The sequence below is a fragment of the Pseudomonas sp. LW8 genome (genome assembly GCF_041956865.1).
Lineage (GTDB): Bacteria > Pseudomonadota > Gammaproteobacteria > Pseudomonadales > Pseudomonadaceae > Aquipseudomonas > Aquipseudomonas siliginis.
In genome coordinates, this window is the sequence record NZ_CP168138.1 from 682501 (window position 1) to 704101 (window position 21601).

A 21601-nucleotide genomic window follows, 5' to 3' on the forward strand; every position below is an offset into this window, starting at 1 on the left:
AATGGGTCAGCGACTTATTTTCAGTGGCGAGCTTAACCGAATAGGGGAGGCGTAGCGAAAGCGAGTCTTAATAGGGCGTCTAGTCGCTGGGAATAGACCCGAAACCGGGCGATCTATCCATGGGCAGGTTGAAGGTTAGGTAACACTGACTGGAGGACCGAACCGACTACCGTTGAAAAGTTAGCGGATGACCTGTGGATCGGAGTGAAAGGCTAATCAAGCTCGGAGATAGCTGGTTCTCCTCGAAAGCTATTTAGGTAGCGCCTCATGTATCACTGTAGGGGGTAGAGCACTGTTTCGGCTAGGGGGTCATCCCGACTTACCAAACCGATGCAAACTCCGAATACCTACAAGTGCCGAGCATGGGAGACACACGGCGGGTGCTAACGTCCGTCGTGAAAAGGGAAACAACCCAGACCGTCAGCTAAGGTCCCAAAGTTATGGTTAAGTGGGAAACGATGTGGGAAGGCTTAGACAGCTAGGAGGTTGGCTTAGAAGCAGCCACCCTTTAAAGAAAGCGTAATAGCTCACTAGTCGAGTCGGCCTGCGCGGAAGATGTAACGGGGCTCAAACCATACACCGAAGCTACGGGTATCATCTTCGGATGATGCGGTAGAGGAGCGTTCTGTAAGCCTGTGAAGGTGAGTTGAGAAGCTTGCTGGAGGTATCAGAAGTGCGAATGCTGACATGAGTAACGACAATGGGTGTGAAAAACACCCACGCCGAAAGACCAAGGTTTCCTGCGCAACGTTAATCGACGCAGGGTTAGTCGGTCCCTAAGGCGAGGCTGAAAAGCGTAGTCGATGGAAAACAGGTTAATATTCCTGTACTTCTGGTTATTGCGATGGAGGGACGGAGAAGGCTAGGCCAGCTTGGCGTTGGTTGTCCAAGTTTAAGGTGGTAGGCTGAGATCTTAGGTAAATCCGGGATCTTAAGGCCGAGAGCTGATGACGAGTGTTCTTTTAGAACACGAAGTGGTTGATGCCATGCTTCCAAGAAAAGCTTCTAAGCTTCAGGTAACCAGGAACCGTACCCCAAACCGACACAGGTGGTTGGGTAGAGAATACCAAGGCGCTTGAGAGAACTCGGGTGAAGGAACTAGGCAAAATGGCACCGTAACTTCGGGAGAAGGTGCGCCGGTGAGGGTGAAGGACTTGCTCCGTAAGCTCATGCCGGTCGAAGATACCAGGCCGCTGCGACTGTTTATTAAAAACACAGCACTCTGCAAACACGAAAGTGGACGTATAGGGTGTGACGCCTGCCCGGTGCCGGAAGGTTAATTGATGGGGTTAGCTAACGCGAAGCTCTTGATCGAAGCCCCGGTAAACGGCGGCCGTAACTATAACGGTCCTAAGGTAGCGAAATTCCTTGTCGGGTAAGTTCCGACCTGCACGAATGGCGTAACGATGGCGGCGCTGTCTCCACCCGAGACTCAGTGAAATTGAAATCGCTGTGAAGATGCAGTGTATCCGCGGCTAGACGGAAAGACCCCGTGAACCTTTACTATAGCTTTGCACTGGACTTTGAATTTGCTTGTGTAGGATAGGTGGGAGGCTTTGAAGCGTGGACGCCAGTTCGCGTGGAGCCATCCTTGAAATACCACCCTGGCAACTTTGAGGTTCTAACTCAGGTCCGTTATCCGGATCGAGGACAGTGTATGGTGGGTAGTTTGACTGGGGCGGTCTCCTCCTAAAGAGTAACGGAGGAGTACGAAGGTGCGCTCAGACCGGTCGGAAATCGGTCGTAGAGTATAAAGGCAAAAGCGCGCTTGACTGCGAGACAGACACGTCGAGCAGGTACGAAAGTAGGTCTTAGTGATCCGGTGGTTCTGTATGGAAGGGCCATCGCTCAACGGATAAAAGGTACTCCGGGGATAACAGGCTGATACCGCCCAAGAGTTCATATCGACGGCGGTGTTTGGCACCTCGATGTCGGCTCATCACATCCTGGGGCTGAAGCCGGTCCCAAGGGTATGGCTGTTCGCCATTTAAAGTGGTACGCGAGCTGGGTTTAGAACGTCGTGAGACAGTTCGGTCCCTATCTGCCGTGGACGTTTGAGATTTGAGAGGGGCTGCTCCTAGTACGAGAGGACCGGAGTGGACGAACCTCTGGTGTTCCGGTTGTCACGCCAGTGGCATTGCCGGGTAGCTATGTTCGGGAAAGATAACCGCTGAAAGCATCTAAGCGGGAAACTTGCCTCAAGATGAGATCTCACTGGAACCTTGAGTTCCCTGAAGGGCCGTCGAAGACTACGACGTTGATAGGTTGGGTGTGTAAGCGCTGTGAGGCGTTGAGCTAACCAATACTAATTGCCCGTGAGGCTTGACCATATAACACCCAAGCAATTTGCTGACCTGAAAAGGCACCAGATTGCGGTGTGTGAAGACGAAACGAACCGAAAGTTCGAAATTCACAAACACCTAGCTGTCACATACCCAATTTGCTGAAGCGAGGCCGTCTGGTCCCGAGTCAGTACCCGAATTTCTTGACGACCATAGAGCGTTGGAACCACCTGATCCCATCCCGAACTCAGCAGTGAAACGATGCATCGCCGATGGTAGTGTGGGGTTTCCCCATGTGAGAGTAGGTCATCGTCAAGATTAAATTCCGAAACCCCAATTGCGAAAGCAGTTGGGGTTTTGTTTTGCCTGCGAGAAAGTTCTTACAGCCTTCGCAGACCTCGTCCGGCTGTCACAGCCGGCCGACAATGCTAAGGTTCTGCCTCGGCTTTAGCGATTTTCCAAGGAATCCATATGTCGGACGCCCAGTCCCTCAACGCTGCATTCATGGTGGTTCAGAGCAACAGTCTCGATGAGTTGCGCAGTCTTGTGGTCAGCATCATGCGGCGCTACCCACTGGCACCCCTGGAAAACGAAATCGCTTTGGTGCAAAGCAACGGCATCGCCCAATGGCTCAAACTGGCATTGGCCGAAGATCCTGAAGACGACGACCTTGGCGGTTGCGGGATCGCTGCGGCGATTGACGTTCAACTACCCGGCAGTTTCATGTGGCAGCTGTATCGCATGGTATTGGGACGAGAAGAAATTCCGGCGAAATCCCTGCTCGATAAAGCTCCGCTGACCTGGCGTCTGATGCGCCTCTTGCCACAGGTAATCGATCGCCCCCATTTCGAGCCGCTGCAACGCTTCCTCACTCACGACAGCGATCTGCGCAAGCGCTATCAGTTGTCAGAGCGTCTAGCCGATCTGTTCGACCAATATCAGGTCTACCGGGCTGACTGGCTGGAAGATTGGGCTGAGGGGCGTCATCAACTGCGCAATGTCAGAGGTGAAATAAAGCCGCTGCCAGCGACCAGTTGCTGGCAGGCAGAGTTGTGGCGAGCGCTGCTGGATGACGTCGGCGAACAAGGCATGGCGCAGAGTCGTGCCGGCGTGCATCAACGCTTCATGGAATGCATCAACATACTCGACAAGGCCCCGGCTCCGCTGCCGCCGCGCGTGATCGTCTTTGGCATTTCTTCATTGCCCGCACAAGTTCTTGAAGCGCTCGCCGGTCTGGCACGTTTTAGCCAGGTATTGCTTTGCGTACACAATCCCTGTCGCCATCACTGGGCCGATATCGTCGCCGACAAGGACCTGCTGCGACATCAATACAAGCGGCAACAACGCAAAAGCGGGATGCCAGTTGTACTTGATGCCGAGACCCTGCATCAGCACGCACATCCGTTGCTGGCCGCTTGGGGCAAACAAGGTCGCGACTATATCAACCTGCTCGACAGCTACGACGATCCCAACAGCTACCGCGCAGCCTTTCGTGACGGCCGCATCGACCTGTTCAGCGAAGCCCAGCCGCACAACATGCTTAACCAGCTTCAGGACGACATCCTCGAATTGCGCCCCCTCAACGAGACTCGTGCGCTCTGGCCCGCTGTCGACCTGACGCAGGACCAATCGATCCGGTTTCACATCGCCCACAGTGCCCAGCGTGAAGTCGAAATCCTGCACGATCAACTCCTGGCGCGTTTCAGCGCCGACCCGGCTCTACGCCCACGGGACGTGATCGTGATGGTCCCTGATATCGACAGCTACGCACCGCATATCCGCGCGGTTTTCGGTCAGCTCGATCGATTTGACCCGCGCTTCATTCCGTTCACTTTGGCGGACCAGGGCCAGCGAGGACGTGATCCATTACTAATCGCCGTCGAGCACCTGCTCAAGCTGCCGGACAGCCGTTTCCCGGTCAGCGAGATTCTCGACCTGCTCGATGTTCCAGCTCTGCGTGCTCGCTTTGGCGTAGAGGAACGTGACCTGCCAACCCTACACCGCTGGATCGAGGGCGCCGGCGTGCGTTGGGGCATGAGTGCCGAACAACGGGCCGGTCTCGGATTGCCTGAGGAACTGGAGCAGAACAGCTGGCATTTCGGTCTACGCCGAATGCTGCTGGGCTACGCCGTCGGCAGTGCCGATGCATGTGCAGGTATCGAGCCTTACGACGAAATTGGTGGACTTGATGCTGCCCTGATCGGGCCATTGGTGGCGCTGCTGGATGCCTTGGAAATCGCTCATCAGCAACTCACGCAACCGGCTCAACCGAAAGAGTGGGGGCTGCGCTTGCAGGCGCTGATGCAAGTGTTCTTTCAGGCGAGCAACGAGCACGACGACTACCTGCTGACCCAGCTCGAAGAGCTTCGCGAGACCTGGCTGGAAACCTGCGAGGCGGTCGGCCTGACTGACGAATTGCCGCTGACTGTCGTGCGCGAAGCCTGGCTCGCCGGGCTGGATCAGGGCCGATTGTCGCAACGATTCCTCGCCGGTGCGGTGAATTTCTGCACCTTGATGCCGATGCGTGCCATTCCTTTCAAACTGGTATGTCTGCTGGGCATGAACGACGGCGATTATCCGCGCGCCCAGCCACCGCTGGACTTCGATCTGATGGGCAGCGATTACCGACCTGGGGATCGCTCACGACGTGAAGACGATCGCTACCTGTTACTCGAAGCGCTGTTGTCCGCACGCTCTCAGCTCTATATCAGTTGGGTCGGTCGCAGCATCCGTGACAACAGCGAACGACCTGCCTCGGTGCTCATCGGCCAGTTGCGCGATCACCTCGCCAGCGGCTGGCGTTCAATCGACCCAAGCCAGGATCTATTGGAAACGCTGACCGAAGAACACCCCCTGCAGCCTTTCAGTGCCCGCTATTTCCACGAAGGCGAGCAACTGTTCAGCTACGCCAGCGAGTGGCAGGTGTTACATCAAGAGAAACCGCAGCAAAGCGAAGCACCGTTACTCGCGCCATATGTTCAAGAGGAACCGTTGACGCTGGCATTTCTACAGGACTTTCTGCGTAATCCGGTTCGGCATTTTTTCACACAACGTCTCAAGGTCTATTTCGAGGCGGCGCAAGCGCCGTTGGCAGATGAAGAACCTTTCGTGCTGGACGCCCTACAGCGCTACACGCTGAGCGACAGTTTGCTGGAAGCCGCACTCAGCCAGCCGGACAATATCGATCAGGCGCTGCAAGCCCGGGCGCTGCGCCTGCAAAACAGTGGTCTGCTGCCTATGGCCGGTTTTGGCGAATGCCTACAGCGTGAACTGATCGAACCGCTGCCGGATCTTCTGCAACGTTATCAACAGTTGCTGACGTTATGGCCGACGCCGTTGACCAGTGCGATCCCGGTCAGTCTCGACCTGCAGGGTTTGCGGCTGGAGGGCTGGCTCGCAAACCTGCATCAACGCGCCGATGGCGGCCTGCTGTCGGTCACGACCATTCCCAATAGCATCGGCTCGATCAAAACTCGCAAGTGGCATCGGCTGACCAAATCGTGGGTTACCCATCTGGTCGCCTGCGCCAGCGAGCATGCTCTGACCACGGCATTGGTCGCCAGTGACGACACGTTGTTGCTTGAGCCAATGGAGCGAGACCGAGCGTTGCGTTTGCTCGGTGACCTGCTTCTTGCGTGGCAATCAGGCATGCGCCAGCCCTTGCCGATTGCGATAAAAACCGCGTTCGCCTGGTTGTCTCAAACTGACCCGGTCAAAGCCGAAGCCGCTGCGCGAAAAGCCTATGACGGTGACGGCCAGACCAGCAACGGCGAGCGGCGCGAAAGCCCGGCACTGCTCCGGCAATATCCCGACTTCGATGCATTGTTGGCAGACGAAACCTTCACCGGCTGGTGCGACGCCTTGTACCGCCCATTATTCGAAGCGCCGTGGCGTTCCTCGTCCAGCGAAGGTGCGCGCGCATGAGTACCAAAGCACCGTTGGCTCTGGCCTTCCCGCTGCGCGGCAGTCAGTTGATCGAAGCAAGCGCAGGCACCGGCAAAACCTTCACGATTTCGGCACTTTATCTGCGGTTGATTCTCGGCCATGGCGGCGAGACAAGCGGTTTTGCACGCGAGCTGCTGCCGCCGCAAATCCTCGTAGTGACGTTTACCGACGCTGCTACCAAAGAGTTGCGTGAACGCATTCGGACACGCTTGGCTGAGGCCGCGCGGTTCTTCCGCGATGAAATTACTGCCCCGGACGGATTGATTGCCGAGCTGCGCGATCAGTTCGATCCGCAGCAATGGCCGGGCTGCGCCAACCGCCTCGATATTGCCGCGCAGTGGATGGACGAAGCCGCCGTCTCGACCATTCACAGCTGGTGTCAGCGCATGCTGCGCGAGCATGCGTTCGACAGCGGCAGCCTCTTCACGCAATCCCTGGAAACCGATCACAGCGATCTGCTTGGCGAAGTGTTGCGCGATTACTGGCGACTGTTCTGCTACCCGATGCAGGGCGATGCGCTGAACTGGGTGCGCAGCAATTGGGGTGGCCCCGCAGCGCTGTTGCCTCGGGTACGTGGCTTGTTTGCCAGCGAGCGTGACACCGATGAAGGCAAGGCGCCTGCGGAGCTGATCGCCGAGTGTTTACTGGAGCGGCGGGCGGCGTTGGTCGAACTGAAAGCGCCTTGGCGTGACTGGGCAGACGAGCTGCTTGCTCTCTGCCATGAAGGCGTCGCCAGCAAAACCGTCGATGGCCGCAAAATGCAGGCGCGTTATTTCGAGCCCTGGTTCGAGAAACTCAAGACCTGGGCGGAAGACGAGTCGCTTGAGCAACTGGACATTGGCACCGGCTTCACCCGATTGACGCCCGATGGCATGGCCGAGGCCTGGAAAGGCCAGGCTCCCAGTCATCCGGGGCTGGACGCCATGTCCGGACTCAAGTCGAGCCTGGATACCTTGCCGACGCCCGATGCTGCTGTTCTGCAACACGCTGCCAAGTGGGTCGGCGCGCGTTTTGAAGAAGAGAAGCGCCGTCGCGCAGAAATGGGGTTCGACGACATGTTGCTGCGTCTGGATGCCGCGCTGCAATCGGAGGGCGGCGAGCGTCTGGCAACGCTGATCCGCGAGCAGTTCCCGGTCGCGCTGATCGACGAATTCCAGGACACCGACCCGGTTCAGTACCGCATCTTCGAGAGCATTTACCGCATTGAAGACAATCACCCTGACACCGGCCTGTTCCTGATCGGCGACCCCAAGCAGGCGATCTATGCCTTTCGTGGTGCCGACATCTACACCTATCTGCGCGCACGTCAGGCCACTACCGGCCGTTTGCATACACTAGGCACCAACTTCCGCTCCAGCCACGGCATGGTGACAGCGGTCAATCACGTGTTCGAACGCGCCGAGTCCCGAGAGCAGGGACGAGGCGCGTTTTTGTTTCGCGAAAGAAATGGCGAGAACCCGGTACCGTTCCTCCCGGTCGAGTCTCAGGGACGCAAGGAAACGCTGCGGATTGCCGGGCAAGACGTCGCGGCACTCAATGTCTGGCTACTGCCTAGCGATCAGCCGCTGTCCGGCGCGGTTTATCGCCAGCAAATGGCCGCCGCCTGCGCCAGTCAAATCACCGCACTGCTCAATGGCGGGCAAACCGGCAGCGCTGGTTTCTTTCAAGCAGACGACTTCAAAGGTTTACGCCCTTCGGACATCGCGATCCTCGTCCGCGACGGTAAGGAAGCCCAAGCCGTACGCGCCGAACTCGCCGCCAGAGGTGTGCGCAGTGTTTATCTCTCGGACAAGGATTCGGTGTTTGCCGCCCAAGAGGCGCACGATCTGCTGGCATGGCTGAAGGCTTGCGCCGAACCCGATGTCGAACGCTCGCTCAAGGCTGCGCTGGCTTGTACCACATTGAACCTGCCGCTGATCGAACTGGAGCGCCTGAACCAGGATGAAATGGTCTGGGAAGCCCGGGTCATGCAGTTCCGCGGCTATAGAGAGCTCTGGCGTAAACAGGGCGTGTTGCCGATGTTGCGACGCCTGCTTCACGACTTCCACCTGCCGCAAACCCTGATGCAGCGCAGTGACGGCGAGCGCGTGCTGACCAACCTTTTGCACCTGTCGGAGCTGATGCAGCAAGCCGCTGCTGAACTGGACGGCGAGCAAGCGTTGATCCGCCATCTGGCCGAGCTGCTGGCACTGTCCGGTCAGGCCGGTGAAGAGCAGATTCTGCGTCTGGAAAGCGACGAGCAACTGGTTAAAGTGGTGACCATCCACAAATCCAAGGGGCTGGAATATCCGCTGGTGTTCCTGCCATTCATTTGCTCGGCGAAACCGGTGGATGGCAGCCGTTTGCCGCTGCATTACCACGACGTTGCGGGCAAGGCGCAGATCAGCCTCAAGCCGACCCCCGAGTTGATCGCGCTGGCTGACGATGAGCGTCTGGCCGAAGATCTGCGTCTTCTGTATGTCGCGTTAACCCGCGCGCAGCATGCCTGTTGGCTGGGCGTCACTGATCTCAAGCGCGGCAATAACAACAGCTCGGTGCTGCACCTGTCGGCGTTGGGTTATTTGCTCGGTGGCGGTGCCGCTTTGGGCGAGTCCAGCGAACTGAATCGCTGGCTGCGGGATCTGCAGCAAGACTGCCCGGCCATCGGCATCGGCGAAATGCCTCAGCCCACTGACGAGCATTACCAACCGCCGCGCAATGAAGCAGTGCTACGAGCGACGCTACGGCCCAAGCGCAAAGCCAGTGAAAACTGGTGGATCGCTTCCTATAGCGCTTTGCGCATCAGCGACATATTGAGCGTCGGCAGCGATGAAGCACCGGACAGTCCGCAGGCGCAAAAGCTCTTCGACGACGAGCGCCTCGATCCCGACGCGCCACATGAAATCAGCAGCGGTGGCGCCGATATCCACCGTTTTCCTCGCGGACCGAATCCCGGCACGTTTTTGCATGGCTTGCTCGAATGGGCGGGCGCTGAAGGTTTTTCGGTTACCCGCGAAGCGCTGGAAGATGCAATTGCCCGGCGTTGCAACCTGCGCGGCTGGCAAGGCTGGATCACCACGCTGACTGACTGGCTGCAGCATTTGCTCAAGTCACCGTTGCCGATCGCTGGCGGGCAACCGCCGGTGGTTCTTGAGCAGTTGAAGCAATACCGCGTCGAGATGGAGTTCTGGTTTGCCAGCCACAAAGTCGACGTGCTCAAGCTCGACGAACAGGTGCGCCAGCACACCCACAATGGCGTCGCCCGGGTGTCGGCGGAGCCGGTACAACTCAACGGCATGTTCAAGGGCTTTATCGACCTGACCTTCGAGCACGCTGGCCGCTATTACGTCGCCGATTACAAATCCAATTGGCTCGGCGTGGATGATCAGGCCTACACGGTGCAGGCGATGGAGCAGTCGATCCTCGACAACCGTTATGACCTGCAATACGTGCTGTATCTGCTGGCACTGCATCGCCAGTTGAAGGCGCGGCTGGCGGATTACGATTACGACCGTCACATCGGCGGGGCGCTGTATCTGTTTCTGCGCGGTACGCGTGCGGAAAGTCGTGGCATGTACTTCGTGCGTCCGCCACGGGAATTGATCGAACGCCTCGACCGGATGTTCCAGGGCAAACCCGAACCCAAGTCCGAACCCGCCTGGGAACAGGGAGTCCTGCTATGAGCCGCACATTCGCCGATCTGCTGCCGACGCCGCTGGAAGCGGACAGCCTGTCGAAACTCTCGCCGCTGACCCGCGCCGATGATTTGCTGTTGTTGCTGAGCCGTTGGGTCGAGCGCGGCTGGCTGCGCGCGCTGGACCGCGCCTTTGTCGCGTTCCTGCATGAACTCGAGCCCGAGACCGATCCGCTGGTGTTGCTCGCGGCGGCGTTGACCAGTCACCAACTCGGCCATGGTCATGTGTGTCTGGACCTGTTTGAAACCCTCAAGGCGCCGGATTTTGCACTGTCATTGCCGCCCGAAGGCGACGTGCAGGGCGGTGTGTTGCTGCTGCCCTCGCAACTGCTCGAAACGCTCGATGGAGCCCATTGGTGCAAAGTGCTGGCAAGCAGTCCATTGGTGGCCCTGGTCGCTGACCCGAGTGAAACAGCGCAGACACGTCCGCTGGTGCTGTCCTCGAAACGCCTGTACCTGCGCCGCTACTGGACCTACGAACGCCGCATCGATGCAGCGTTGCGCCAACGCTTGATGCAGCAGGAGCCGACGCCGGATGATCTGCCGCAGCGTCTGAACGAATTGTTCGGCGGCGCGGAATCCGCAGCTGTCATCGATTGGCAAAAACTCGCCTGCGCCATCGCTACGCGCAGCGCCTTCAGCATCATCACTGGCGGCCCGGGCACCGGGAAAACCACCACGGTGGTGCGCTTGCTCGCGTTGCTGCAGGCACCGGCCGTCGAGGCTGGCCATCCGCTGCGCATTCGTCTGGCGGCACCGACCGGCAAGGCCGCTGCGCGTCTGACCGAGTCGATCAGTCAGCAAGTGCAATCACTGCAGGTCGCCGAAGCGGTGCGCGCGGCGATCCCCAGCGATGTGACCACCGTGCACCGTCTGCTCGGCAGTCGACCGGGCACCCGGCATTTCCGTCACCATGCCGGCAACCGCCTGCCGCTGGATGTGCTGGTGGTCGATGAAGCGTCGATGATCGACCTGGAAATGATGGCCAACCTCCTCGACGCCATGCCGGCCCATGCTCGGCTGGTGCTGCTGGGCGACAAGGATCAGTTGGCCTCGGTCGAGGCGGGCGCGGTGCTGGGCGATCTGTGCCGTGACGCCGAGGGCGGTTGGTACAGCCCGCAAACGCGACAATGGCTGGAGTCTGTCAGTGGCGAGTCGTTGCAGGGTAGCGGTTTGCATGAAGACTGCGACGGCACCCATCCGTTGGCGCAACAAGTGGTGATGCTGCGTCACTCGCGCCGCTTCGGCGAGGGCAGCGGTATCGGTCAGCTCGCGCGCCGGGTCAATCAGCAATTGGCCGATGAGGCGCGACAGTTGCTCGCCGCTGGCGGCTACGACGACGTGTATTCGCTGCCGCTCAAAGGCGAACACGATCACAAGCTCGAACGCCTGTTGCTCGAAGGTCACGGCAACGGCCCGCAAGGTTACCGCCATTACCTGAGCGTATTGCGCGATCAGCGTCCACCGTCAACGCGGCCACTTGAGCATGCGGACTGGATCGATTGGGCGCGCGAAGTCTTGCAGGCGTTCGACACGTTCCAGTTGCTGTGCGCGGTGCGCAAAGGGCCATGGGGCGTTGAAGGTCTGAACCAGCGCATTACCACTGCATTGCTCAAGGCGCGTCTGATCGAGAGCGATCAGCAGTGGTATGAAGGTCGGCCGGTGCTGATGACACGCAACGACTATGGTCTGGGCCTGATGAACGGCGACATCGGTATCGCCCTGAAACTGCCCGAGCGTGAAGGCGCAGAAATCGGCAAAACGGTTCTGCGCGTGGCCTTTCCGCGTAACGATGGTCAGGGCGGCGTGCGCTTCGTGTTGCCGAGTCGACTCAATGATGTCGAAACCGTGTACGCCATGACGGTGCACAAGTCCCAGGGTTCGGAGTTCGCCCACACGGCGCTGATCCTGCCGGATGCGCTGAATCCGGTACTGACCAAGGAGTTGATCTACACCGGAATCACTCGCGCCCGGCACTGGTTCACCTTGATCGAGCCGCGTGCCGGCGTGTTTGAAGAGGCGGTGCTGCGCAAGGTCAAGCGGCTGAGCGGGCTGATGCTGGAGCTGGAGGAGGGTGCCGAGCTTCGGGGATGAACCGCTGGATGATCAGCAACGATTACTGACCAACCGGTCAGAGGCAGGCGCCTCGCTGGCGTTTCGGCGCTGTGCTATCGTTGCGGCATCATTTCGTTACGCTCCAAGAGAATCACTCCATGAAGGTGGCCGTCTGGGCGACACAGCGTGTGGTGGCCTGCCAGCACGCATTGCTGATCGTTTTGCTCTGGTTGTTCACGGGCAGCGCCATCGCCCAAGCGCAAACCGGGCCGGCCGAGCAACGGGCCAAAGCGGTCACACAAGTGGTTCTTGGCATCCTCAGTTATGCACGCTGGCCGGTGGAACCAGCGCAATTGCGTCTGTGCATCGTCGGCCCCACCGAATACACCGATGACCTGGTCAAAGGCACCACCCAAGCCACGGGGCGACCGGTGGCTGTGCGGCGCCTGCTGGCAGACAACCCGGCCATCGTCAGCGAATGCGATGCGGTGTACATCGGCAAGCTGACCGCCGACGAACGCAGTCGCCTGTTCGCATCGTTGATCGGGCATCCAGTGCTGAGCATCAGTGAAGCCGACGATCAATGCACCGTCGGCAGTCTGTTCTGCCTGCGCGTCGGCGATGAACAAGTGTCGTTCGAGGTCAATCTCGACTCCGTGGCTCGCAGTGGTGTGCGCATTCACCCCAGCGTGTTGCAGTTGTCCCGTCGCAAAGCGGCGGCGCCATGAAGCTGTTCAGTTGGAAGGCTCGCCCGACCCTGGGCTCGGTCATTGGCCGTGGGCATTTGATTGTCGCGCTGGTGGCGGTAGCGATGGCCAGTGTTTCGCTGACCTTGCTGGGCGTGCTCGCGCTGCGGGTGTATGCCGATCACAACCTGCATTTGATCGCCCGTTCTATCAGCTACACCGTCGAAGCGGCCGTCGTGTTCAATGACAAAGCGGCGGCAACCGAGGCGCTGGCGATCATCGCCGCCACCGAGGAAGTAGCGGATGCCCGAGTGCTCGACGCGCAAGGCCAATTGATCGCGCAATGGCAGCGCGCCGAAACCGGCTTGTTCTCCGAGCTGGAAATGCAGATCACCCGCGCTCTTCTGGAAAAACCGGTCAGCCTGCCGATCGAGCATCAGGACCGCGAAATCGGTCGCGTCCTGCTCATCGGTCACGGCGGCAGCCTGATGCGCTTCCTGCTCAGCGGCCTGGCCGGGATTGTGCTCTGCACCGCGATCAGCGCCTGGGTCGCGCTCTATCTGGCGCGGCGGCAGTTGCGCGCGATCATCGGCCCGTTGCACAGCCTCGCCGCCGTCGCCCACGCCGCGCGCAGTGAGCGAGCGCTGGATCGGCGCGTGCCGCCGGCGCAAATCGCTGAACTGGATAATCTGGGCAATGACTTCAATGCCTTGCTCGGCGAACTCGAGTCGTGGCAAACCCATCTGCAAAACGAAAACGAAACTCTCGCTCACCAAGCGACCCACGACAGCCTCACCGGTTTGCCCAACCGCGCGTTTTTCGAAGGCCGCTTGATGCGCGCCTTGCGCAACGGCAAAAAACACGATGAGCGGGTCGCCGTGCTGTTTCTCGACAGCGACCGCTTCAAAGGTATCAACGATAACTTCGGCCACGCCTCGGGCGACGCCGTGCTGGTGGCCATCGCCAATCGCGTGCGAGCGCAATTGCGCGAGGATGATCTGGTCGCGCGGCTGGGCGGCGACGAGTTCGCCGTGCTGCTTGCGCCACTGCACACGGTCGAAGACGCTGAGCACATCGCTGACAAGATTCTCGCCAGCATGGACATGCCGATCACCCTGCCCGGCGACAGCAGTGTGGTGACCTCGCTGAGTATCGGCATCGCCGTTTACCCCGATCATGGCGCCACGCCGGGTGCCTTGCTCAACGCAGCCGACGCGGCAATGTACCAGGCCAAGCGCCTGTCGCGTGGCGCGCAATTCACCGCCGGGTCGGAGCGCCCGGTCGATTCCGTTCACACCAGGAGCTGATGTCCGTGTTCACTCTTCCCGTTCGACTTTTTTCCGCATTGCTGATGATCGCCGCGCTGACCCTGAGCGGTTGCCAGACCGCCCCGCAGAAAGGCCTGACACCGGCGCAGGTCGCCGTGCTCAAACAGCAGGGTTTCGAGTTGACCGACGACGGCTGGGAGTTCGGCTTGTCGGGCAAAGTGCTTTTTGGCAGCGATGTCGAAAGCCTGAACGCAGCCAGCACGGAAATCGTCGAACGCATCGGCAAGGCGTTGCTCGGCGTGGGGATCGAGCGCGTTCGGGTAGATGGCCACACCGATGCGTCCGGCAAGGAAACCTACAATCAGCAACTGTCGCTGCGCCGGGCCAAGAGCGTCGCCAACGTCCTCGGCACGGTCGGCATGAAGCAGGAAAACATCCAGCTGCAAGGCCTGGGCAGCAGCGAACCGGTGGCTTCCAACGACACCGCAGCGGGGCGCACGGAAAATCGCCGGGTGTCGATCGTGGTCAGCGCCGACTAATCGGCAAAGCGCATCTCCCGCGTTTCACCCATCAACAACGCCTGATTACGTTCAGTCACCTCACGGATGTAATCCCACAACAACGTAATCCGCTTCAACTTGCGCAAATCCTCCCGGCAGTACATCCAGAACTGCCGGGTGATGTCGATTTCCTCCGGCAGCACCGGCAGCAATCGCGGGTCTTGTGCGGCGAGAAAGCACGGCAGGATCGCCAGCGAGCGCCCCTGCTGTGCGGCGACGTATTGCGCGATCACGCTGGTGCTGCGCAAGTTTGCGCTGGCGCCGGGCAGCACGTTGGCCAGGTAGAGCAGCTCCGAGCTGAACGCCAGGTCGTCCACATAACTGATGAATTGATGCTTGCTCAAATCGGCCGGGCGGCGGATCGGTGGGTGTTTGTCCAGATAGTCCTGGGTTGCGTACAGCTGCAAACGGTAGTCGCAGAGTTTGCAGCAGACGTACGGCCCGTGCTCCGGCCGCTCGAGGGCGATGACGATGTCGGCCTCGCGCTTGGACAGGCTGATGAAGTGCGGCAGCGGCAGGATGTCCACCGAGATTGCCGGGTAGGCGTCGACGAAATGGCTCAGTTGCGGGGTGATGAAAAAACTGCCGAAGCCTTCGGTGCAGCCCATGCGCACATGGCCGGACAGGGCCACGCCCGAGCCCGAAACCTGCTCGCAAGCCATGTGCAATGTGCTTTCGATCGACTCGGCATAACCGAGCAAGCGCTGGCCTTCAGTGGTCAGGACGAAGCCGCTGGTGCGGGATTTCTCGAACAGTAATGTGCCGAGCGCCGCTTCCAGCGAACTGATCCGTCGCGACACCGTGGTGTAGTCGACGGCCAGGCGTTTGGCGGCGGTGCTGGCCTTGCGGGTGCGGGCGACTTCGAGGAAAAACTTCAGGTCGTCCCAGTTCAGCGAGCCTAGCGAGGTGATGTTTTTTTGCATGATGGTCGGGCTTATATGTGCGTTCTTATTAGAAGTTTGCACATCTATACTCCAAAAACAGTCCGACAACCAATTCGCGACACACGCCTCATCTCAAGGCGAACCTTTCGCCTTGGCTCCTACGATAAAAACAAGTTCTGGAGACCAGCATGAACGCATCGCTTACGCCCAACGACACCACGCTGCAAAAGGTCAAACTGCTGATCGACGGCGAGTGGGTCGAGTCGCAGACCACCGAGTGGCACGACATCGTCAACCCGGCCACCCAGCAAGTGCTGGCCAAGGTTCCGTTCGCCACCGCCGCTGAGGTCGATGCCGCTGTCAGCGCCGCCCAGCGCGCGTTCCAGACCTGGAAACTGACCCCGATCGGCGCGCGGATGCGCATCATGCTCAAGTTGCAAGCGCTGATCCGCGAGCACTCCAAACGCATCGCCGTCGTCCTGAGCGCCGAGCAGGGCAAGACCATTGCTGACGCCGAAGGCGATATTTTCCGTGGCCTGGAAGTGGTCGAACACGCGTGCTCGATCGGCACCCTGCAAATGGGTGAATTCGCCGAGAACGTCGCCGGCGGCGTCGACACTTACACTCTGCGCCAGCCGATCGGCGTCTGCGCCGGCATCACGCCGTTCAACTTCCCGGCGATGATTCCGCTGTGGATGTTCCCGATGGCGATCGCCTGCGGCAACACCTTTGTCCTGAAGCCTTCGGAACAGGATCCGCTGTCGACCATGTTGCTGGTGGAGCTGGCGATCGAAGCGGGCGTCCCTGCTGGCGTGCTCAACGTGGTTCACGGCGGCAAGGATGTGGTCGATGGTCTGTGCACGCACAAAGACATCAAAGCCGTGTCGTTCGTCGGTTCGACCGCTGTCGGCACCCACGTTTATGACCTGGCCGGTAAACACGGCAAACGCGTGCAGTCGATGATGGGCGCGAAAAACCACGCTGTGGTACTGCCGGACGCCAATCGCGAGCAAGCGCTGAATGCCTTGGTCGGCGCCGGTTTCGGTGCGGCCGGGCAACGTTGCATGGCCACGTCGGTGGTGGTGCTGGTCGGTGCCGCAAAACAGTGGCTGTCAGACCTGAAAGCGCTGGCGCAGAAGCTCAAGGTCAACGCCGGCAGCGAGCCGGGCACCGATGTCGGTCCGGTGATTTCGAAAAAGGCCAAGGCGCGGATTCTCGAACTGATCGAAAGCGGCATCAAGGAAGGCGCCAAGCTTGAACTCGATGGTCGCGACATCAGTGTGCCGGGCTACGAGCAGGGCAACTTTGTCGGCCCGACCCTGTTCTCCGGTGTGACCACCGACATGCAGATATACACCCAGGAAATCTTCGGCCCGGTGCTGGTGGTGCTGGAAGTCGACACCCTCGACCAGGCGATTGCGCTGGTCAACGCCAATCCTTTCGGCAACGGCACTGGCCTGTTCACCCAGAGCGGTGCGGCGGCGCGTAAATTCCAGACGGAAATCGACGTCGGTCAGGTCGGTATCAACATCCCGATTCCGGTACCGGTACCGTTCTTCAGCTTCACCGGCTCGCGCGGTTCGAAACTCGGCGACCTCGGCCCGTACGGCAAGCAAGTGGTGCAGTTCTACACGCAGACCAAAACGGTCACGGCGCGCTGGTTCGATGATGACAGCGTCAACGACGGCGTGAACACCACCATCAACCTGCGCTGAGGATTCGATCATGAAAATCGCATTTATCGGGCTGGGCAACATGGGCGCGCCGATGGCGCGCAACCTGATCAAGGCCGGCCACTCCCTGAACCTGGTCGACCTGAACAAAACCGTGCTGGCGGAACTCGAGCAACTGGGCGGCACCATCCGCGCTTCGGCCCGCGAGGCGGCGGAAGATGCCGAACTGGTGATCACCATGCTCCCGGCCGCGGTGCATGTGCGCAGTGTCTGGCTGGGTGAAGAGGGCGTGCTCGCTGGCATTCGCCAAGGCGTGCCGGCGGTGGATTGCAGCACCATCGATCCGCAGACCGCCCGCGATGTCGCAGCGGCCGCCGCCAAACACGGCGTGGCCATGGCCGATGCGCCGGTCTCTGGCGGCACTGGCGGTGCGACGGCCGGGACCTTGACCTTTATGGTTGGCGCTACCCCAGAACTGTTCGCCACCCTGCAACCGGTGCTGGCGCAGATGGGCCGCAACATTGTGCATTGCGGTGAAGTCGGCACCGGCCAGATCGCCAAGATCTGCAACAACCTGCTGCTGGCAATCTCGATGGTCGGCGTCAGTGAAGCGATGGCGTTGGGCGATGCGCTGGGGATCGACACCGGTGTGCTGGCCGGAATCATCAACAGCTCGACCGGCCGTTGCTGGAGTTCGGAGATGTACAACCCGTGGCCGGGCATCGTCGAAACGGCGCCGGCCTCGCGCGGTTATACCGGTGGTTTCGGCGCGGAGCTGATGCTCAAGGATCTTGGGCTGGCGACGGAAGCGGCGCGGCAGGCGCATCAACCGGTGGTGCTCGGCGCGGTGGCGCAGCAGTTGTATCAGGCGATGAGCCAGCGCGGTGACGGTGGGAAAGACTTCTCGGCGATCATCAACAGCTATCGCAAGCCGCAGTAACGCGATCAGCCCTTTGTGGCGAGGGGATTTATCCCCGTTGGGTTGCGCAGCAGCCACCTGGATTGTGTCAGGTAAACCGAGTGCTCAGGGTTTGCGACTGCTGCGCAGTCGAGCGGGGATGAATCCCCTCGCCACAGGTTTTAGCAACGCCGGGACATTTGCCGGGAAATCACGTCGGGTGATTTCCCGGCTTTTTTGCATCAGGCGAAGACGAAATACTTGCGCACGGTCTCGACCACTTCCCACGTGCCCTTCATGCCCGGCTCAACGACGAAGATATCGCCGGCGCGCAGGTGGATCGGCGCCATGCCGTCCGGGGTGATCACGCAGTAGCCTTCCTGGAAATGGCAGTACTCCCACTTCACATAATCGACGCGCCACTTGCCCGGTGTGCAGATCCAGGTGCCCATGATCTTGCTGCCGTCTTCGCTGGTGTAGGCATTGAGGTTGACGGTGTGCGGGTCGCCTTCGAGTTTTTCCCATTTGCAGGCGTCGAGCACTGGCAGCGGGTGGGTGTCGCGCAGAACGGTGATAGGGGCGGTCGCGGTCATGGGGACTCCGGGCAGGTGGACTTGAGAATTGAAGTCGCACCCTATAGCGGCCGGTCGCCGCTCAGTTGTCTGGGGTCGACATCGGAGTGCTCAGAAACGCGCGCAGCGCTGAGCGCTTGTAACAATGCCTGGGCATAACCCGGCAGCGCGGCGAAGTCTCTCGCGCAGAGCAATAACGTGCGGCGCGCCCACGGTTCATTGAGCGCCACACATTTGAAGCGTTCGACCGTCGCGCGTTCGACAGCGGCCAAGGGCACGATGGCCAGTCCCGCCCCTCGGGCGACCATACGCATCGCGCCATCAAAACCATCGGCGCGAATGCGCACCTGCATCCGCGCGCCGCTGTGCAGCGCCTGTTCTTCCAGATAAATCGCCAATGCGCTGTCGGCGCTCAATCCGACAAAATCGTGCTGCAACGCGTCGCTGAAACTGACCTCGGCAACGTCAGACAACGGGTGATCAAGCGGCAGAATCAGCACCAGCGGATCATCACGAAACGCCTGGGTCTGCAGGCCGTTGGTGTCGACCGCGTCGGACACAATCCCCAGATCCGCTGCGCCTTCACGCAAGGCATGAGTAATTCGCGCACTGGGCAGTTCCTGTAGATCGATGTCGAGATTGGGATGGCTGCGCAGGAAATCCGCGAGCACTTCCGGAAGGTACTCGGTAATCGCCGTGGTGTTGCATAACAGCCGCACCTGGCCTTTGACGCCATGCGCATAATCGGCCAGATCCTGCTGCATGCGTTCGGCCTGTTGCAAAAGAATGCGCGCATGGCGGGCGAGGGCTTTACCGGCCGGGGTCGGGGTGACGCCACGCCGACCACGTTCGAGGAATTCGGCGCCCAGCGAGGCTTCCATCGCGCGGATTCGGGCGCTGGCGGCGGCTAGGGACAAGTGGCTGCGGGCGGCGCCGGCGGTGATGTTGCCAGTGTCGAGAATGTGCAGGTAGAGGCGCAGGTCGGTGAGGTCGAAGTGCATGGGGTTTGCCTGTGGTTTCGCGGTGGCTGGGCTGGCCCTTTCGCGAGCAGGCTCGCTCCCACAGGGACTTATGTACAGCGCAGATCCCGTGTGGGAGCGAGCCTGCTCGCGAAGAGGTCAGATGCCTCAAAGCCGATGTCAGCCTCTTGCAAAGGAAGAGGCTGCCTAAGTATATGGCAGATTTTCCCCCAGCCCGGATCAGTGCACATTACCCCAATGCACACACTGACCGACTTCTACCAAACCCTCGGCCTGACCCTTTCTCTACTGGTCATCGCCACCTTCCTCCTCGCCGGCACGGTCAAAGGCGTGATCGGCCTCGGCCTGCCCACTGTCGCGATGGGCCTGCTCGGTCTGGCTATGGCGCCGGCGCAGGCAGCCGCGCTGTTGATCATTCCGGCGACCCTCACCAATTTCTGGCAACTGGCCTTCGGTGGTCACCTGAAAAGCTTGATCAAACGCCTCTGGCCCATGCTGCTGCTGATCTTCCTCGGCACCGGCATCGGCACCCTCTGGCTCGGCATGGCCGGCGGCCATTGGGTGGTGCGCGGACTTGGCGCGGCGCTGTTGCTGTATGCATTGAGCGGATTGTTCTTGCCCACGCTACACGTCAAATCCGCGCATGAATCGTGGCTCGGCCCGCTGAGTGGCCTGATCACCGGCGTCATCACCTCCGCCACCGGCGTCTTCGTGATTCCGGCGGTGCCGTACCTGCAAGCGCTGGGGCTGAGCCGCGATGAGCTGGTGCAGGCGCTCGGCCTGTCCTTCACCGTCTCGACCCTGGCGCTGGCCGCTGGGCTGCTCTGGCACGGCGCACTCGGCGGTAGCGAATTGAGCGCCTCGCTGCTGGCGCTGATCCCGGCCATGCTTGGCATGTGGCTCGGTCAGTGGCTGCGTCAGCGCATCAGTGCGGTGCTGTTCAAGCGGGTGTTCTTTATCGGACTGGGCGCGCTCGGCGCCCATTTGCTGATCAGCGGCTAGCCGACGATTCGCTGAGCATGTCGATCGCGCGGATATCGAAATCGCGCTCCAGATAGTCCATGCGCCTGGCGAAAAACGCTTTCATGTGCGGCAATGCCGAGTGCTCATCCAGATGCGCCTGGCTGGCCCAGATCTCGTAGAAGATAAACAGTGTCGGATCCTGCTGGTCGCGCAGCATGTGGTACTCGATGCAGCCCGGTTCGGCGCGGCTCGGCTCGACGTAAGCGCGGAACAGCGCTTCGAATTCGGCGGCTTTTTCCGGGCGGGTCTTGGCGTGCAGGATAAAACCCTGGCGTTCACTCATCACAACTTCCTCAAAAGCAGAAAGCGGCGATGCTACGGCAACAATTGGCGATCGATTCGTGCGTTTTGATCAAATGTATTTTGCGTCGATGTGGCTGTTTCCGCGCGAGATCGATGGTTAATCTGCGGCCATTCCAATTCTTGATTCAATCCAGCCTCAAAGGCTGCGCCGAGGTTTTCCGATGAAGAAAGTGCTGTTGCTCAATGGCGGTAAAAAATTCGCCCATTCCGATGGCCGCTACAACGCCACCTTGCACGAAACCGCGCTGAGCGTGCTCGATCGCGGCGGTGTCGACGTCAAGACCACGTTTATCGACGAGGGCTATGACGTTGCCGAAGAAGTGGCGAAATTCCTCTGGGCCGACGTGATCATTTATCAGATGCCGGGCTGGTGGATGGGCGCGCCGTGGACGGTGAAAAAGTACCTCGACGAAGTCTTCACCGAAGGTCACGGCAGCCTCTACGCCAGCGACGGCCGCACCCGTTCCGATGCTTCGCAGAAGTACGGCAGTGGCGGTCTGATTCAGGGCAAGCAATACATGCTGTCGCTGACCTGGAACGCGCCGCAGCAAGCCTTCGATGACCCGACTGATTTCTTCGAAGCCAAAGGCGTGGACGCGGTGTACTTCCCGTTCCACAAGGCCAACGAGTTTCTGGGCATGACCGCGCTGCCGACCTTCCTCTGCGTCGACGTAATGAAGCGTCCGAATATCGAAAACGATGTGGCGCGTTATGAGCAGCATCTGACTGAGGTGTTTGGCCTCAAGGCTTGAGGCTTTCAGGCTAATATCGGGGTCACAGCAAAAGATCGCAGCCTTCG

At 60.1% G+C, this 21601-nt stretch carries 14 protein-coding genes and 2 rRNA genes (1 of these 16 cut by a window edge); 12 read left to right on the forward strand and 4 right to left on the reverse strand.

What is annotated here, in order from left to right; translation table 11 throughout:
• The 8 genes from AB9L16_RS03125 to AB9L16_RS03160 all read left to right on the forward strand — a co-directional run.
• A 23S ribosomal RNA gene (locus tag AB9L16_RS03125) occupies positions 1 to 2330 on the forward strand (it extends 564 nt beyond the left edge of the window).
• A gap of 154 nt (positions 2331 to 2484) precedes the next feature.
• Positions 2485 to 2600: ribosomal RNA gene (gene rrf / locus AB9L16_RS03130) — 5S ribosomal RNA — on the forward strand.
• Between the two features lie 153 nt (positions 2601 to 2753).
• The gene (gene recC, locus AB9L16_RS03135) at positions 2754 to 6206 is read left to right on the forward strand and encodes an exodeoxyribonuclease V subunit gamma (protein WP_375123095.1); all 3453 of its coding nucleotides are present in this window, start codon (positions 2754 to 2756) and stop codon (positions 6204 to 6206) included.
• Positions 6203 to 9889, forward strand: a complete 3687-nt coding sequence (recB, locus tag AB9L16_RS03140) for an exodeoxyribonuclease V subunit beta (protein WP_375123096.1) — start codon at positions 6203 to 6205, stop codon at positions 9887 to 9889. Before recC ends, recB begins: the two co-directional genes overlap by 4 nt.
• Complete coding sequence (recD, locus tag AB9L16_RS03145; RefSeq protein WP_375123097.1) at positions 9886 to 11994, forward strand: exodeoxyribonuclease V subunit alpha; 2109 nt, start codon at positions 9886 to 9888, stop codon at positions 11992 to 11994. The genes recB and recD overlap by 4 nt, the downstream gene beginning before the upstream one ends.
• Before the next feature lie 119 nt (positions 11995 to 12113).
• Positions 12114 to 12683, forward strand: coding sequence for a YfiR family protein (locus AB9L16_RS03150; protein WP_041477864.1), 570 nt, complete (start codon positions 12114 to 12116; stop codon positions 12681 to 12683).
• Positions 12680 to 13948 (forward strand): diguanylate cyclase domain-containing protein, encoded by a 1269-nt coding sequence (locus tag AB9L16_RS03155; RefSeq protein WP_375123098.1) that lies wholly within the window; start codon positions 12680 to 12682, stop codon positions 13946 to 13948. The genes AB9L16_RS03150 and AB9L16_RS03155 overlap by 4 nt, the downstream gene beginning before the upstream one ends.
• Positions 13948 to 14448, forward strand: coding sequence for an OmpA family protein (locus AB9L16_RS03160; RefSeq protein ID WP_191622424.1), 501 nt, complete (start codon positions 13948 to 13950; stop codon positions 14446 to 14448). Before AB9L16_RS03155 ends, AB9L16_RS03160 begins: the two co-directional genes overlap by 1 nt.
• On the opposite strand, the gene AB9L16_RS03165 is transcribed toward AB9L16_RS03160, so the two are convergent.
• Complete coding sequence (locus AB9L16_RS03165; protein ID WP_016771799.1) at positions 14445 to 15392, reverse strand: LysR family transcriptional regulator; 948 nt, start codon at positions 15390 to 15392, stop codon at positions 14445 to 14447. The two genes, AB9L16_RS03160 and AB9L16_RS03165, sit on opposite strands and share 4 nt — an antisense overlap.
• Positions 15393 to 15541: 149 nt before the next feature.
• Here AB9L16_RS03165 and AB9L16_RS03170 point away from each other — a divergent pair, with 149 nt between their 5' ends.
• Both AB9L16_RS03170 and mmsB read left to right on the forward strand, forming a co-directional pair.
• A complete protein-coding gene (locus tag AB9L16_RS03170; protein WP_375123099.1) occupies positions 15542 to 17068 on the forward strand; it encodes a CoA-acylating methylmalonate-semialdehyde dehydrogenase in 1527 nt (508 codons plus the stop codon).
• Positions 17069 to 17078: 10 nt separating this feature from the next.
• Positions 17079 to 17966, forward strand: a complete 888-nt coding sequence (gene mmsB / locus AB9L16_RS03175) for a 3-hydroxyisobutyrate dehydrogenase (protein WP_016770578.1) — start codon at positions 17079 to 17081, stop codon at positions 17964 to 17966.
• Positions 17967 to 18166: 200 nt separating this feature from the next.
• Here the strand turns inward: mmsB and AB9L16_RS03180 are convergent, their stop codons facing one another.
• Together AB9L16_RS03180 and AB9L16_RS03185 are read right to left on the reverse strand one after the other, a co-directional pair.
• Positions 18167 to 18517: a cupin domain-containing protein gene (locus AB9L16_RS03180; RefSeq protein ID WP_016770579.1), complete on the reverse strand. Its 351-nt coding sequence runs from the start codon at positions 18515 to 18517 to the stop codon at positions 18167 to 18169.
• 41 nt (positions 18518 to 18558) lie between these two features.
• Positions 18559 to 19497, reverse strand: coding sequence for a LysR substrate-binding domain-containing protein (locus AB9L16_RS03185; RefSeq protein WP_375123100.1), 939 nt, complete (start codon positions 19495 to 19497; stop codon positions 18559 to 18561).
• Positions 19498 to 19713: 216 nt separating this feature from the next.
• On the opposite strand from AB9L16_RS03185, the gene AB9L16_RS03190 reads away from it, so the two are divergent.
• Positions 19714 to 20478 carry a sulfite exporter TauE/SafE family protein gene (locus AB9L16_RS03190; RefSeq protein ID WP_375123101.1) on the forward strand — a complete coding sequence of 255 codons (765 nt, stop codon included), beginning with the start codon at positions 19714 to 19716 and terminating at the stop codon, positions 20476 to 20478.
• Here the strand turns inward: AB9L16_RS03190 and AB9L16_RS03195 are convergent.
• Positions 20468 to 20782 carry a putative quinol monooxygenase gene (locus AB9L16_RS03195; protein ID WP_130927351.1) on the reverse strand — a complete coding sequence of 105 codons (315 nt, stop codon included), beginning with the start codon at positions 20780 to 20782 and terminating at the stop codon, positions 20468 to 20470. The two genes, AB9L16_RS03190 and AB9L16_RS03195, sit on opposite strands and share 11 nt — an antisense overlap.
• 181 nt (positions 20783 to 20963) lie before the next feature.
• Here AB9L16_RS03195 and AB9L16_RS03200 point away from each other — a divergent pair, with 181 nt between their 5' ends.
• A complete protein-coding gene (locus tag AB9L16_RS03200; RefSeq protein WP_315435343.1) occupies positions 20964 to 21554 on the forward strand; it encodes an NAD(P)H-dependent oxidoreductase in 591 nt (196 codons plus the stop codon).
• The last annotated feature ends 47 nt before the right edge of the window (positions 21555 to 21601 follow it).

Bases quoted from the DNA above. Each gene is read 5' to 3' on its own strand.
- recC (WP_375123095.1), top strand. From the start codon at position 2,754: ATGTCGGACGCCCAGTCCCTCAACGCTGCATTCATGGTGGTTCAGAGC.
- recB (WP_375123096.1), top strand. From the start codon at position 6,203: ATGAGTACCAAAGCACCGTTGGCTCTGGCCTTCCCGCTGCGCGGCAGT.
- recD (WP_375123097.1), top strand. From the start codon at position 9,886: ATGAGCCGCACATTCGCCGATCTGCTGCCGACGCCGCTGGAAGCGGAC.
- AB9L16_RS03150 (WP_041477864.1), top strand. From the start codon at position 12,114: ATGAAGGTGGCCGTCTGGGCGACACAGCGTGTGGTGGCCTGCCAGCAC.
- AB9L16_RS03155 (WP_375123098.1), top strand. From the start codon at position 12,680: ATGAAGCTGTTCAGTTGGAAGGCTCGCCCGACCCTGGGCTCGGTCATT.
- AB9L16_RS03160 (WP_191622424.1), top strand. From the start codon at position 13,948: ATGTCCGTGTTCACTCTTCCCGTTCGACTTTTTTCCGCATTGCTGATG.
- AB9L16_RS03165 (WP_016771799.1), bottom strand. From the start codon at position 15,392: ATGCAAAAAAACATCACCTCGCTAGGCTCGCTGAACTGGGACGACCTG.
- AB9L16_RS03170 (WP_375123099.1), top strand. From the start codon at position 15,542: ATGAACGCATCGCTTACGCCCAACGACACCACGCTGCAAAAGGTCAAA.
- mmsB (WP_016770578.1), top strand. From the start codon at position 17,079: ATGAAAATCGCATTTATCGGGCTGGGCAACATGGGCGCGCCGATGGCG.
- AB9L16_RS03180 (WP_016770579.1), bottom strand. From the start codon at position 18,517: ATGACCGCGACCGCCCCTATCACCGTTCTGCGCGACACCCACCCGCTG.
- AB9L16_RS03185 (WP_375123100.1), bottom strand. From the start codon at position 19,497: ATGCACTTCGACCTCACCGACCTGCGCCTCTACCTGCACATTCTCGAC.
- AB9L16_RS03190 (WP_375123101.1), top strand. From the start codon at position 19,714: ATGCACACACTGACCGACTTCTACCAAACCCTCGGCCTGACCCTTTCT.
- AB9L16_RS03195 (WP_130927351.1), bottom strand. From the start codon at position 20,782: ATGAGTGAACGCCAGGGTTTTATCCTGCACGCCAAGACCCGCCCGGAA.
- AB9L16_RS03200 (WP_315435343.1), top strand. From the start codon at position 20,964: ATGAAGAAAGTGCTGTTGCTCAATGGCGGTAAAAAATTCGCCCATTCC.